Annotated in this window: 14 protein-coding genes, 1 tRNA gene, 3 rRNA genes, 1 other RNA gene and 1 other annotated feature; of the genes, 3 read left to right on the top strand and 16 right to left on the bottom strand. The window is 40.3% G+C overall.

All coding sequences use genetic code 11. The annotated features are described in order from the left end of the window. From LD028_RS00965 to tadA, 8 genes are all read right to left on the bottom strand, one after another. A 16S ribosomal RNA gene (locus LD028_RS00965) occupies positions 1 to 130 on the bottom strand; the annotation flags it as partial. A 182-nt stretch (positions 131 to 312) separates the two neighbouring features. Then, positions 313 to 579, bottom strand: a complete 267-nt coding sequence (locus LD028_RS00960) for a pro-sigmaK processing inhibitor BofA family protein (protein WP_237810608.1) — start codon at positions 577 to 579, stop codon at positions 313 to 315. A gap of 86 nt (positions 580 to 665) precedes the next feature. Beyond that, complete coding sequence (locus LD028_RS00955; protein WP_006323958.1) at positions 666 to 887, bottom strand: YaaL family protein; 222 nt, start codon at positions 885 to 887, stop codon at positions 666 to 668. Then, positions 887 to 1,483, bottom strand: coding sequence for a recombination mediator RecR (gene recR / locus LD028_RS00950; RefSeq protein WP_004888493.1), 597 nt, complete (start codon positions 1,481 to 1,483; stop codon positions 887 to 889). The genes LD028_RS00955 and recR overlap by 1 nt, the downstream gene beginning before the upstream one ends. 9 nt (positions 1,484 to 1,492) lie before the next feature. Beyond that, entirely contained in the window at positions 1,493 to 1,816 is a 324-nt protein-coding gene (locus tag LD028_RS00945; protein WP_035018391.1) for a YbaB/EbfC family nucleoid-associated protein, read from the bottom strand. 16 nt (positions 1,817 to 1,832) lie between these two features. Continuing rightward, positions 1,833 to 3,512: a DNA polymerase III subunit gamma/tau gene (gene dnaX, locus LD028_RS00940; RefSeq protein WP_237810606.1), complete on the bottom strand. Its 1,680-nt coding sequence runs from the start codon at positions 3,510 to 3,512 to the stop codon at positions 1,833 to 1,835. 108 nt (positions 3,513 to 3,620) lie between these two features. Then, positions 3,621 to 3,885: signal recognition particle sRNA large type (gene ffs, locus LD028_RS00935), an RNA gene on the bottom strand. Between the two features lie 73 nt (positions 3,886 to 3,958). After that, on the bottom strand, positions 3,959 to 4,447 hold the full coding sequence (gene tadA, locus LD028_RS00930; RefSeq protein ID WP_128999516.1) for a tRNA adenosine(34) deaminase TadA: 489 nt from the start codon (positions 4,445 to 4,447) through the stop codon (positions 3,959 to 3,961). A gap of 135 nt (positions 4,448 to 4,582) precedes the next feature. Here tadA and LD028_RS00925 point away from each other — a divergent pair, with 135 nt between their 5' ends. Together LD028_RS00925 and LD028_RS00920 are read left to right on the top strand one after the other, a co-directional pair. Beyond that, entirely contained in the window at positions 4,583 to 5,221 is a 639-nt protein-coding gene (locus tag LD028_RS00925; protein WP_237810605.1) for a deoxynucleoside kinase, read from the top strand. Next, positions 5,218 to 5,886, top strand: coding sequence for a deoxynucleoside kinase (locus tag LD028_RS00920; protein ID WP_006323968.1), 669 nt, complete (start codon positions 5,218 to 5,220; stop codon positions 5,884 to 5,886). The genes LD028_RS00925 and LD028_RS00920 overlap by 4 nt, the downstream gene beginning before the upstream one ends. Positions 5,887 to 6,014: 128 nt before the next feature. Here the strand turns inward: LD028_RS00920 and LD028_RS00915 are convergent. The 6 genes from LD028_RS00915 to guaB all read right to left on the bottom strand — a co-directional run bounded on the left by LD028_RS00915 (position 6,015) and on the right by guaB (position 12,375). Continuing rightward, positions 6,015 to 6,107 (bottom strand) — tRNA-Ser (locus LD028_RS00915). A 78-nt stretch (positions 6,108 to 6,185) separates the two neighbouring features. Beyond that, entirely contained in the window at positions 6,186 to 7,460 is a 1,275-nt protein-coding gene (gene serS / locus LD028_RS00910) for a serine--tRNA ligase (protein WP_237810604.1), read from the bottom strand. A 54-nt stretch (positions 7,461 to 7,514) separates the two neighbouring features. Continuing rightward, positions 7,515 to 7,730, bottom strand: a binding site (T-box leader). Positions 7,731 to 7,786: 56 nt separating this feature from the next. Continuing rightward, the gene (pdxT, locus tag LD028_RS00905; protein ID WP_237810603.1) at positions 7,787 to 8,365 is read right to left on the bottom strand and encodes a pyridoxal 5'-phosphate synthase glutaminase subunit PdxT; all 579 of its coding nucleotides are present in this window, start codon (positions 8,363 to 8,365) and stop codon (positions 7,787 to 7,789) included. A gap of 18 nt (positions 8,366 to 8,383) precedes the next feature. Then, positions 8,384 to 9,268, bottom strand: coding sequence for a pyridoxal 5'-phosphate synthase lyase subunit PdxS (gene pdxS / locus LD028_RS00900; RefSeq protein ID WP_004888477.1), 885 nt, complete (start codon positions 9,266 to 9,268; stop codon positions 8,384 to 8,386). A 212-nt stretch (positions 9,269 to 9,480) separates the two neighbouring features. Continuing rightward, a complete protein-coding gene (locus LD028_RS00895) occupies positions 9,481 to 10,767 on the bottom strand; it encodes a D-alanyl-D-alanine carboxypeptidase family protein (protein WP_237810610.1) in 1,287 nt (428 codons plus the stop codon). 141 nt (positions 10,768 to 10,908) lie between these two features. Continuing rightward, positions 10,909 to 12,375, bottom strand: coding sequence for an IMP dehydrogenase (guaB, locus tag LD028_RS00890; RefSeq protein WP_006323978.1), 1,467 nt, complete (start codon positions 12,373 to 12,375; stop codon positions 10,909 to 10,911). 116 nt (positions 12,376 to 12,491) lie between these two features. Between guaB and LD028_RS00885 the strand changes: the two genes are divergently transcribed. Continuing rightward, positions 12,492 to 13,193, top strand: a complete 702-nt coding sequence (locus LD028_RS00885; protein ID WP_237810602.1) for a YaaC family protein — start codon at positions 12,492 to 12,494, stop codon at positions 13,191 to 13,193. A 20-nt stretch (positions 13,194 to 13,213) separates the two neighbouring features. On the opposite strand, the gene rrf is transcribed toward LD028_RS00885, so the two are convergent. Then, positions 13,214 to 13,330: ribosomal RNA gene (rrf, locus tag LD028_RS00880) — 5S ribosomal RNA — on the bottom strand. A gap of 311 nt (positions 13,331 to 13,641) precedes the next feature. Further along, a 23S ribosomal RNA gene (locus LD028_RS00875) occupies positions 13,642 to 13,827 on the bottom strand; the annotation flags it as partial.

Below are 13,827 nucleotides of genomic sequence, written 5' to 3'. Positions count from 1 at the left end.
GTTGCCCACGTGTTACTCACCCGTCCGCCGCTAACGAATCAAAAGCAAGCTTTCGATTCGTCCGCTCGACTTGCATGTATTAGGCACGCCGCCAGCGTTCGTCCTGAGCCAGGATCAAACTCTCCATAGAAAGTTCATATCTCTAGCTTTCACGCTGCTGTTTTGTTCAGTTTTCAAAGAACAACAAAGACATGAATTATAATACTACAAAAAATATCATTCGTCAACATCTTTTTATTATCAACAACGACATTTAGTAATATATCATGAATGCGTATGTTCGTCAACAAAAAAATAAACGGATATGTCCGTTTATGAAATGACATATTGTTGAAGGAAAATGAGTGCTACAACACCAGGAATACCTAGAAATCCGGTAACCGCTACTGTAAACAAATTAATCGGCAAATGAATACCTAATATACCACCAACAACATTAATTAAAAAAATAAATAAAGCCCCGATCACTAAACGAGCAATTCCTTCTCCAATGAATCGAGTCAAGCGTATCGGAATACCAATAAGCAAAATAATAACAATTAAACTAACGATCGACACAATGACAACAGTTTCATTCATCATTTTCTCCCCTTCAAGCTGTTTTATTTTTAAATATATGCCCACCTCTTTTCTATATGACAAGCCTATATGAAAGGGAAGGGGAATCATCCCTTCCCAATTGTCACTTTTCGCTTTTTTGCTTCTCGAAGGAGAAATAAATATTTTGCTTCAGCAATTTTTAAATCGAAGATGACTTTGTCGGATGGTTCGACACTTTTTTCTATTAATTGTTTTTTTCCCATCCAATCATCACGATAACGTTGCAAACGTTCAATCAGCTGATCGTTAAATTGTTTGCGTAGCCATCCTTTTTTCTTCCAAAACACTACAATTCCCTTCTTCCTTCAAGAGCTTTAGATAACGTCACTTCGTCCGCATACTCCAAATCACCACCAACCGGTAACCCGTGAGCAATGCGCGTAATTTTTACACCCGTTGGTTTTAACAAGCGTGAAATATACATAGCGGTTGCTTCACCTTCGATGTTTGGATTCGTGGCTAAAATTACTTCTTGAACCGTTTCATCTTGAAGACGTCTAAGCAGCTCAGCAATTTTAATATCTTCCGGACCAATTCCTTCCATTGGTGAAATCGCACCATGTAACACATGATACAACCCGTTATATTCTTTCATTTTTTCCATAGCAATGACATCTTTCGGATCTTGAACGACACAAATGATGGAACGATCACGCTTATCATCTTCGCAAATATAACAAGGATCTTTATCCGTAATATGACCACACGATGAGCAATATGTTAAATTTCTTTTCGCATTTACAAGCGCTTTTGCGAAATCTAGTACTACATCTTCTTTCATGTTTAACACAAAAAACGCCAGACGGACGGCCGTTTTCGGTCCGATGCCTGGCAATTTCATAAAACTGTCGATTAGCTTCGATATCGGCTCTGGATAATACATAGGAACCCCCTAGAATAATCCCGGTATGTTCAATCCTTTTGTAAACTGCCCCATTGTTTCTGCTGTTAACTCATCTACCTTTTTCAACGCATCATTCGTTGCTGCAAGCACTAAATCTTGCAACATGTCGATATCTTCTGGATCAACGACTTCCTCTTTAATTCTCACTTCTAAAATTTGTTTATGACCGTTCGCGACAACAGTGACCATTCCGCCTCCTGCTGTTCCTTCAACCGTTTTTTCTGCTAACTCTGCTTGCGCTTTCTCCATATCTTTTTGCATTTTTTGCATCTGTTTCATCATTTTTTGCATATTTCCCATTCCACGCATCATGTTCATCATTCCTCCATTATTCTTTAATTTCGATTAAATTTTCACCAAACCATTTTTTCGCTTCGGAAATGAATGGGTCTTCCTGCTCATGTTGTTCATCCCCATTTGTTTGTTGCCGAATGAACTGCTCGCGAATTTGAAGCCATTCGCTTTCAGGAACAGGGATCGTATCGAGTTTTTTCCCTGTTAGCTCGAATAATACTTGCTCTAAATTATCTTTGACGTAGTTGCTATTGTCAGCAACCATCTTACAATGAATTTCATATTTGAATTTTAACACAAAAGCTGTGCTACTTGCTGCTACAGGTTCACTTTCTTGTAATAATGCTGCATGGGACACTTTGTTTTGCTTCTTCAGCAAATCAAGCACATGTCCCCAATTCCCTTTAACAAGAGATAAATGCTGATGCGTCGCTTGGCGAAGCACTTCATGAATGCGTCCTATCGGTATTTTATAGTCTGTGCGAATATTTTTCACCGTTTTTTTCACCGGTTCACTAACTTCCGAAGCAGCAGGCTTCACACCTGTTTCTTTTAGTTTCTCCAATTGTTGCTCAAGCTGTTTTACCTTCTCCTCTAAATCTAGAGAAGAAGTAGATCTTACGGCATGCTGCTCTTCATAACAAAGTTTTACGATCGTGACTTCCATATGAATACGTGGATGATTTGTCAAACGCATATCGTGTTGGCTTTTGCTTAACAAATCGATCGCTTCATATATGAACGATGTCGGAATCATGTCAGAAAGCTCTCGAAATCGCTCATCTACGAGCACGCGATGCGTCACATCCTCAAGCTGTGGCGCTGCTTTATATAAAAGCATATCTCGGTAATAATAAATTAAATCTTCGACAAGACGATTCGGATCTTTTCCTTGTTCCATTAAATCTTGAAAAAGACGTAACGCCTCAACCGTCTTTTTTTCGTACATCGCATGAATTAAATCCGCAATTTTCCGCTGTGAGACGGCGCCTGTAACCGCTAACACATCTTCAAGTAACACCCGATCATCACTAAAAGAAATGGCTTGATCAAGCAAGCTTAACGCATCACGCATTCCACCATCAGCAGCACGCGCAATCGCAAACAATGCTTCTTCCTCTACATCTATCCCTTCTTCAGCAACAACCGTTTTTAAACGTGAAACGATGGATTTGAGCTCAATGCGCCGAAAATCAAACCGCTGACATCGAGAAACGATCGTTAACGGAATTTTGTGAGGCTCTGTTGTCGCTAAAATAAAAATGACATGTTTCGGTGGTTCCTCCAATGTCTTTAATAACGCATTAAACGCCCCAATGGACAACATATGCACTTCATCGATAATATACACTTTATAAGGTGCTGAGGTTGGGGCAAATTTCACCTTATCGCGAATATCACGAATTTCATCTACTCCGTTATTTGATGCTGCGTCAATCTCTAACACATCTGAAATCGAACCGTTCATAATGCCTAAACAAGTCGGACATTCGTTGCATGGCTCTGCTGTTGGACGATGCTCGCAGTTTACCGCTTTAGCGAAAATTTTAGCTATACTTGTTTTTCCTGTCCCACGTGGACCAGAAAATAAATATGCATGTGAAATCTTTTGTTGAAGCAGGGCATTTTGCAACGTTTTTGTGACGTGTTCTTGACCGACAACATCTTTAAAGCTTTGTGGCCGAAAAACACGATATAAAGCTCTATAACTCACGAAACTGCCCTCCTCTTTGCTTGTATCCTAATCATTATATCATTAAAAAACGCATGAAAAAAGCACTTGCCATTTGAGCAAGTGCCTGTGTCCTATCTATGTAAATTGCCGTGCACCTTCTGTCGACTAGCTGCCATAAACGTTACTAGAGTAGTTAGCTCGGTTCAGGCACCCCTGCGGCACATGGGATTGTCCGCTTACTGCTGCTTCCTTCCGGACCTGACAGGGTTCACGGATTCCCATTGCGCAGGACCCAAACGTCAACACCACTTACTCTAGGCAGACTCTACAGCAAACTAGCCTAAAGAAGGAATTCAGCCTCGCTAGAGCGGATTGCGAGTACAGGGCACCGCTACCTCCCCGCTTAGCACGGCAATGCGTTATCTCTAACGCAAGTATAAGTATATCTCTTTTTCATCAAAATTGCAACGACTACACAATGGAATTTAATTGGAATTAATACTGCTTTTTTCTTCTTTTTTTCGTTGACGCAACTGTCGAAAAAATTCACTTAGCATATAGCCACATTGGTCAGCTAATACCCCACTAACAACTTCCGATTGGTGATTAAATCTCGGTTCTTGTAATAAATTCATTAATGTCCCTGCACATCCCCCTTTCGGATCGCTTGCCCCAAACACAACGCGTTTGATCCGAGACAGAACAATTGCCCCAGCGCACATGGCACAAGGTTCTAACGTCACATACAACGTTGCTTGTTCTAGTCGCCACGTTCCTAGTTTTTTACATGCTTCATCAATAGCTAAAAGCTCCGCATGAGCAATCGACCGCTGATCCCGTTCGCGCAAATTATGGGCTCGCGCAATCACTTGGTCGTTATATACAATAACAGCACCGATAGGCACTTCTCCTATTTTTTCTGCTTTCTTTGCTTCTTCGATCGCTAAATGCATGTAATACTCATCATTTTTCATCTTTTGAAACTCCCGTACCTTTTTATCATCTATAAAGTATATCAAAACAAAAAAGCAACATACAGACTAATCATTTTATGTTAAAATAAATTTTGTCTGTCTACACAGACGGTTTCACCTGAAGGAGGTTACACAATGTCCCGCGTGCCCTTTATTACTGTGGAAGGCCCAATTGGTGTTGGAAAAACATCATTAGCTAAGGTCATCTCAACCCATTTTCAATATGAGCTATTAAAAGAAATTGTTGATGAAAATCCTTTTTTAGGTAAATTTTATGAAAACATCGAAGAATGGAGTTTCCAAACGGAGATGTTTTTTCTATGTAATCGCTATAAACAGCTAGAAGATGTCGAAAAAAATTTTTTAAACAATGGGAAACCGGTTGTAGCTGACTACCATATTTTCAAAAACTTAATCTTTGCTAAGCAAACGTTAAAAGGAAAGCAGTACGAAAAGTATGTACGAATTTATGACATTTTAACAAACGACATGCCAAAACCAAATGTCGTCATTTATTTGCACGCTTCATTACACACGTTGTTAGAGCGTATTGCTATGCGGGGTCGCGAATTTGAAAAAAACATTGATCCGAACTATTTACAACAACTATCTCATGCTTATGAACAAGCAATAGAACAATTTGAACAAACCCACCCCCACATTCCTGTATTGCGATTTAACGGAGATGAACTTGACTTCGTTCATCATGACAAAGATCGATTTTATATTTTAAATGAACTGCAATCTGTTCTTAAAAGGAGCTTAGAACAATGAACTTACGAGAAAAATATCATATTCCGAGCGATGCTGTCATTACCATTGCTGGAACGGTCGGTGTAGGAAAATCAACGATGACAAAAGCGTTAGCTGATGCGCTTCAATTTCGCACTTCTTTTGAAAAAGTAGATACAAATCCTTATTTAGATAAATTTTATGCCGACTTTAAACGTTGGAGCTTTCACCTTCAAATTTACTTTCTCGCTGAACGATTCAAAGAACAAAAACGTATTTTTGAATACGGAGGAGGATTTGTCCAAGATCGCTCCATTTATGAAGATACAGGTATTTTTGCAAAAATGCATTATGAAAAAGGTACGATGTCGAAAGTCGACTATGAAACGTATACAAGTTTATTTGAAGCGATGGTTATGACACCATATTTTCCTCATCCTGATTTACTTATTTATTTAGAAGGAAGTTTTGAGGAAATTATTAAACGTATTCGTGAGCGCGGTCGTCCAATGGAGCAGCAGACGCCAATCGAATATTGGAAAGAAATGTATGAAAGATATGAGAGATGGATTAATAGCTTTAATGCTTGTCCTGTTTTGCGTATTAACATCAATGAATATGATATTATTCGTGATGCTCAATCAATCGAACCGATTGTCGCAAAAATTGGATATATGATTGAACAATATCGCACGTTAAAAAAATAAGGATGCCTAGTTCAGGCATCCTTTACTTTTTATTCTTATATAAAACAAAAATTCGTTACATATCGTAACGAATTATTTCAATAAACAATCTCCATTTTATGCGCTGTGGTTTGCAAACATCTAAATGATGGCGGAGGAGGAGGGATTCGAACCCCCGCGCGCCTTTCGACGCCTCTCGGTTTTCAAGACCGACCCCTTCAGCCAGACTTGGGTACTCCTCCGTATCGACATGTATTAATTTATCATAATGATCATCGTATGTCAATATTTTTTATAAAAAAGGGGAGCAAGTTCTCCCCTTATGAAATCACTTCTTTTCCCCCCATATATGGTCGAAGTACTTCTGGAATGACAACTGTTCCATCTTCTTGTTGGTAATTCTCCAAAATCGCTGCCACTGTTCGTCCAATAGCTAGACCAGACCCATTTAACGTATGCACATGTTCTGGTTTTGCCTTTGGATCACGTCGGAAACGAATATTTGCACGACGAGCTTGAAACGCTTCAAAATTGCTACAAGAAGAAATCTCTCGGTACGTTCCATAGCTTGGTAACCATACTTCAATGTCATATTTTTTTGCAGCAGTAAAACCTAAATCAGCTGTACACATGCTCATCACACGATACGGCAAACCTAGTAGTTGTAAAATACGCTCTGCATCATTTGTTAGCTTTTCGAGCTCTTCGTAAGAATCTTCTGGTTTGACAAATTTAACAAGTTCTACTTTATTGAACTGATGTTGACGAATTAATCCACGCGTATCTCTTCCTGCCGAACCAGCTTCCGAACGGAAACATGCGCTATAAGCAGCGTATTTAATTGGTAAATCATCTGCTGATAAAATTTCATCACGATGTAAGTTTGTTACAGGAACTTCAGCTGTTGGAATTAAAAAGTAATCTTCGCTTTCGATACGAAATGCATCTTCTTCAAACTTCGGAAGCTGCCCCGTTCCCGTCATGCTTGCTCGATTAACGATGTATGGCGGAAGAACTTCTTCATATCCGTGTTGTTCAACATGTATGTCTAACATAAAGTTAATCAATGCACGTTCTAAACGTGCCCCAAGTCCTTTATAAAATACAAATCGGCTTCCTGTCACCTTTGCTGCTCTTTCAAAATCTAAAATCCCAAGTTGATCAGCAATTTCCCAATGTGGTTTCGGTTCAAAGGAAAATGAACGCGGTTCACCCCATTTACGAATTTCTACATTATCGTCTTCTGATTCACCAATTGGAACAGATTCATGTGGAATGTTTGGAATGGATAAAAGCAATGTTTCAAGCTGTTGTTCTACTTCGCGCAATTCATCATCAAGTACTTTAATCCGATCACCAACTTGGCGCATTTCAGCAATGAGATGATCCGCATCTTTTTTTTCACGCTTTAGTAAAGCAATTTGTTGCGACACATCGTTTCGCTTATTTTTTAATTCCTCCGCCTGTGCAATGAGTTCTCGACGACGACGATCGAGTTGCTCAAATCGTTCGAAATCCGCTAAATCCTCACCACGATGTTGAAGCTTTTGTTTTACTTCTTCAAAATTAGTACGTAAAAATTTTAAGTCTAACATCAACATGCCTCCTTTTTATTTTGATTAATGAAATAAAAAACTCCCGTCCCGAAAGAAAGGGACGAGAGTGCTCCCGCGTTGCCACCCTAGTTGAAGACATACGTCTCCCACTCGAGAGATATAACGGTTCTCACCGGAAATGCCTACTGACTTAACGCGTTCAGCATTTCGCTCCAGGATGGATTCACAAGTCATTCCTGCCGATTTGCACCGACCATCGGCTCTCTGAAAGGAAGAGGGCTTGCTACTAGTTCCTGTCATCGCTTTTTCTTCGTATCATTTTCTTGGAAATAATGTACTATAAGTTTAAACAAAATGCAACCCGTTTATTCTTTTTTCTCTTTCACCATATCGATAAAGTATTGCGTCATACGATGGTCGTCTGTTAATTCTGGGTGAAACGAACATCCTAAAAATTGTCCTTGTCTTGCCGCGACAATGCGATCCTCATATGTCGCAAGCACATCAACATCGGCTCCTACAGATACAATGTGCGGAGCTCGAATAAATACACCAATAAAGTCATCAGCGACACCTTTAATTGCTAAAGATGCTTCAAAACTTTCACGTTGACGACCAAATGAGTTGCGTTCAACCGTAATATCCATTAAACCGAGATGCGGCTCATCGTAACCAACAATTTTTTTCGCTAAAATGATTAAGCCTGCGCACGTTCCAAACATCGGCTTCCCTTCGCCTGCAAATTGCTTCAGCGGTTCAATAAAGCCGTATTTATCCATCAAACGACGCATCGTCGTACTTTCCCCGCCTGGAATAATGAGGCCATCAATCTGTGTCAATTGCTCGACCTTTTTAATCACTACCGCTTCTGCACCACACGCTTCAATTGACCGTACATGTTCACGTACGGCCCCTTGCAATCCTAATACTCCTATTTTCACCATATTCATTGCTCCTTTACATTACCATCCGCGTTCTTGCATTCGTTGTTCAGGAAGCAACGAAGAAATATCAATCCCTTTCATCGCTCCACCTAATCCTTTTGATAAGTGGGCAATTAATTCGTAATCTTCATAATGAGTTGTCGCCTCTACGATAGCACGTGCATATTTTTCAGGGTTTTCTGATTTGAAAATACCAGAACCGACGAATACACCATCAGCACCTAAATGCATCATTAATGCTGCATCCGCTGGTGTCGCAACACCACCTGCTGCAAAATTGACAACAGGAAGACGACCAAGACGTTTAATTTCTAACAGCACTTCAAACGGTGCACCTAAATTTTTCGCTTCCGTCATTAATTCGTCTTCGCTCATGCTGACGACTTTACGCACTTGCGCGTTTACTTTACGCATATGGCGAACAGCTTCAACAATATTTCCTGTGCCCGGTTCACCTTTTGTACGAAGCATCGATGCGCCTTCAGCGATACGACGAGCTGCTTCACCTAAATCACGGCAGCCACATACAAACGGCACAGTAAATTGACGTTTATCAATATGAAATTCTTCGTCTGCTGGCGTTAATACTTCACTCTCATCAATATAGTCTACACCGAGCGCCTCTAATACGCGCGCTTCCACATAGTGACCGATACGCGCCTTCGCCATTACCGGAATAGATACTGCTTTCATCACTTCTTCAATAACTGTCGGATCAGCCATGCGGGCAACACCACCAGCTGCGCGAATATCAGCTGGAACGCGCTCAAGAGCCATCACGGCAACTGCACCTGCTGCTTCTGCGATTTTCGCTTGTTCTGCGTTCACGACGTCCATAATGACGCCACCTTTTTGCATTTCCGCCATTCCGCGTTTTACACGTTCTGTACCTGTAACCGCCACCGTTCATTCCTCCCATTATGTATATCGTTATTGTGATATTGTACTGAAAAATAAGTTTAACGACAACTATTCATCGCTTCAGTACACTATCCATATTCTAGCATACGTTTTTACTAGGTAAAAGTGTAGAAACACTAGCTACATTTTTTTATTTTAACTCAATTTTTAAAAAAATCACAATAAAAATTTTAAAGCCCTCTAAAAAGAGAGCTTTAAAATAACCCTTTGATTGCATTTGAAGCACCACTCCAAATATCGCTAAACAGTTCACCAATGGCGCGCAACGCTAAAATAAAGCCATTTGCTTTCTCTACAGCTCGCTTTGTTACGATGTCAACTTGTGCTGCTTTTTCCCCTTCTTTCGTTAAATAGCCGTAGTCTGTCCCTGCATATTCCACGTACATATATCCTACTTTTTGACCTTTTTTCACAGGGGCTGTTAACGTTTCTTTTTCAATAACAACAACAGGTTTATATTTTTTCTCTTCCCCGCGTTTAATAACAAGCGATAGTGGTTGTTTTGTCGCGATCGCAACTTCTTTTTCTTTCCCTTTTTTTACGGTGACTGTTTTATGTTTTTTCGTCGTATAGCCTTTTGGATACAACTTTTGCACAGTATAGTTGCTAAACGCATAGTCTAACATTTTTCTCGTCTGTTCAAAACGTGATAAATGTGTACCCTTACCATTCGTTTTTGCATTCATCACAACGGTAATAAAGCGCATACCATTCCGCTCTGCTGTACCTGTAAAGCAATACCCTGCAAACTCTGTATATCCCGTTTTTATACCATCTACACCTTCATATGCTGCGATAAGTCCCGGAAGCATCCAGTTCCAGTTATCCATTTTAATTTGGTCATCTGTTCCTTCTCGGAAATACTTTCGGGGAATACTTGCCGTTTCTAAAATTTCCGGGAACTCGTGATATAAATGATATGCTAATGTCGCTACAGCACGGGCAGACATGACGTTCTCTTCATTATCTCCACTACCTGCAGGGTGCATTCCTCCCAAATCTTTGTTATTGAGTCCGGTTGCATTAACAAACTTGTAATCTTTTAATCCTAGCTCTTGCGCTTTTTCATTCATCATCTTCACAAAATTTGCTTCCGAACCACCAACAATTTCTGCGATTGCAACTGTTGCCCCATTCGCTGAGTAAATCGCCATTGCTTCGTATAATTCACGTACTGTATATTTTCCATCTTTTCTTAACGGAACATTCGATAAATCGCGCTTTTGAGAAATTTGATATACATACTCACTTACTGCATATTCTTGATCCCATTTCACGCGTCCTTCATGAATGGCCTCTAGCAACAAATACTCCGTCATCATTTTTGTCATACTAGCAATCCCTAAAACGGCATCAATATTTTTTTGGTATAAAATTTTTCCTGTTTCCGCTTCAACGAGAATAGCGGCATCTGCTTCAATATTGAGCACGTCTTCTTCCGCTTTTATATTTTGCGGTAACGTCGCCATAAATAAGAACATTGCTACAATGGAAATGATGAAGCTCTTGTACGATGTTTTCACGCTCAAACCCTCCAACTCTGTTTTACATAACCGTTATTTTAACATACTCTTGTAAAAAAAAATAGACAGAGGAATCTTCCACCTCTGCCTATGTATTTACTACATAAGTGAATAGTTTGGCGCTTCTTTCGTAATTTGGACGTCATGTGGATGACTTTCTCTTAGTCCTGCTCCAGTCATGCGCACAAATTGCGTTTTTTCTCGCAATTCTTCTAAATTTCTCGTTCCGCAATAGCCCATTCCTGCTCGCAATCCACCGACAAGTTGATAAATGGTATCAGCAAGCGGCCCTTTATAAGGTACTCTTCCTTCAATGCCTTCCGGAACAAATTTTTTATTATCTTCTTGGAAATAACGGTCTTTACTTCCCTTTTCCATCGCTCCAACTGATCCCATACCGCGATATACTTTAAATCGTCTGCCTTGATAAATTTCTGTTTCCCCCGGACTTTCAGATACACCTGCGAGCAAGCTTCCGAGCATAACCGCATGTCCACCAGCTGCTAAAGCCTTTACAATATCACCAGAATATTTAATTCCCCCATCAGCAATAATCGAAACACCATATTTCCTTGCTTCTGTTGCACAGTCATAAATGGCTGTAATTTGAGGAACACCGACACCTGCGACAACCCGTGTCGTACAAATTGATCCTGGACCGATACCGACTTTAATGATATTTGCTCCTGCTTCAATTAGATCTCTTGTCGCCTCTGCTGTCGCGACATTTCCAGCGATAATGTTCAATGTCGGGTAAGTGTCGCGAATTTTCCGTACCGTTTCAAGCACTCCTTTAGAATGACCGTGGGCTGTATCAACTACAATGACGTCAACGTTTGCCTCCACAAGCTTTTTCACGCGCAACATCGTATCTGATGTCACCCCAACAGCCGCCCCGACAAGAAGACGTCCTTTCGCGTCTTTTGCTGCGTTTGGAAATTCAATCACCTTTTCAATATCTTTAATAGTGATAAGTCCTTTTAACACACCTTGATCGTCAACGAGAGGGAGTTTTTCAATTTTGTACTTTTGTAAAATTTTTTCAGCTTCTGCTAATGTCGTTCCAACAGGAGCAGTAATTAAGTTTTCTTTTGTCATCACATCAGAAATTTTCATTGAATAATCTTGAATGAAGCGTAAATCGCGATTTGTAATAATCCCGACAAGTTTTTGTTCTTCTGCGTTATTAACAATTGGGACACCTGAAATGCGATATTTACTCATTAAATGTTCCGCATCATACACTTGATGTTCAGGGGTCAAAAAGAACGGATCGGTAATTACCCCGCTTTCTGAACGCTTTACTTTATCGACTTGTTCCGCCTGTTGCTCAATTGACATGTTTTTATGAATAATTCCTAATCCACCTTGACGCGCCATCGCAATCGCCATTTCTGCCTCTGTTACTGTATCCATTCCTGCGCTAATAATTGGGATGTTCAATTTCAATGTTTTACTTAGCTCAACCGTTAGATCGACATCACGCGGCAACACTTCTGACTTCGCGGGAATTAAAAGAACATCATCAAACGTCAATCCTTCTTTCGCAAATTTTGTTTCCCACATTGTTTTTCCCCCTCACTTTGGAAATATTAATTAGTAGAGTATCAACTTCGCTTTTTTCTGTCAAGAAAACATAAAAATGTTAGATAATTCGATCAATTAAATAAGGAGAGCAAACGATGTGGGAAGTATTTTACTCATCAAATTTTGTACATCAATTTTTACTTGAACGCTACAAACAAGAAGGGAGAGAAGATGCAGAAAAGAAAAGCTATGATAACTGTTATCCATTTATGTACTACTTACAACATGGAAAAAAATTTTATGACACAGCTCGCCAAGCACCATTGGCGATCAAACCTGTTTTATTATTTTATGGAAATGTGCAACTTCTTAAAGCGTGTTTATTAACTATTCATGCTGACTATCCAGAATCCTCTACCGTTTTGGCACACGGAGTATCAACAAGAAAAAGAAAAAAACAAAACTACGATTTTTTTAAAGACGAAGTAAAAATTCAAAAACATGGTTTGTTTACTTATTTTTCCGAAAAAATGTTTCATGTGAAACATGCATATGGGGAAAAATTTTGCATGAAACAGTTGTTAGAGCAGATAGAGGAGCTAGCTCCTTTATTTGATTTATATTTTAAACAAGCAAATGAACAAAACAAGCGTATTCATGAAATCATCGCTCACTATTTATTATTATACAATTTGAGTATGATTTGCCGTTATGAAACAGAATGGTGGTACGATCTTCTCCACAGTTATTCCAATGACGCATATCCGTTTATCGTACAGTTTTTAGACGTAACTGAAAGAAAAGTACCGAAATATTTGTATGACTATTTATTACATAATAAAAAAGACCAAGACTAACTCGTCTTGGTCTTTTTCTTGCCCGGCAACGTCCTACTCTCGCAGGCGGTGTCCCGCCAACTACCATCGGCGCTGGAGAGCTTAACTTCCGTGTTCGGGATGGGAACGGGTGTGACCTCTCCGCCATCGTCACCGAGCAATATGTATTCCTTCAAAACTAGATAACAGAACAGTCGCCTTCGCTTTTCGTATGTCTAGCTTCCAACTAACATCCTCCTACGCCTTTCGCTTTTTCCGTTCGACGTGCACGCACGTCTTCGTCAAAAGCTCTCGGCTCCGTCGGACGTTTCCTTGGCTTCGCCAAGGACCGTTCTCCGCTTTTCGTGATGTCTAGCTGCGGCTCCTAGCCCCTCGAACCGCTTCAGTCCTGCTGTGGCGGCAACAGCCTCCTCGCAGGCCTTTCGCGTTCTTCGTGGCTGGACAGTCGCCTCCGCTTTTCTTTATGTGTTTAGTTAAGTCCTCGATCGATTAGTATCCGTCAGCTGCACGTGTCGCCACGCTTCCACCTCGGACCTATCTACCTTGTCATCTTCAAGGGATCTTACTCGCTTGACGCGATGGGAAATCTCATCTTGAGGGGGGCTTCACGCTTAGATGCTTTCAGCGCTTATCCCTTCCGCACATAGCTACCCAG

This window comes from Anoxybacillus sp. LAT27, assembly GCF_022030075.1.
Classification (GTDB): Bacteria; Bacillota; Bacilli; order Bacillales; family Anoxybacillaceae; genus Anoxybacillus; species Anoxybacillus kestanbolensis.
Note: the sequence above shows the minus strand (reverse complement) of the source record. Positions and strands in the feature narration are given on the sequence as shown.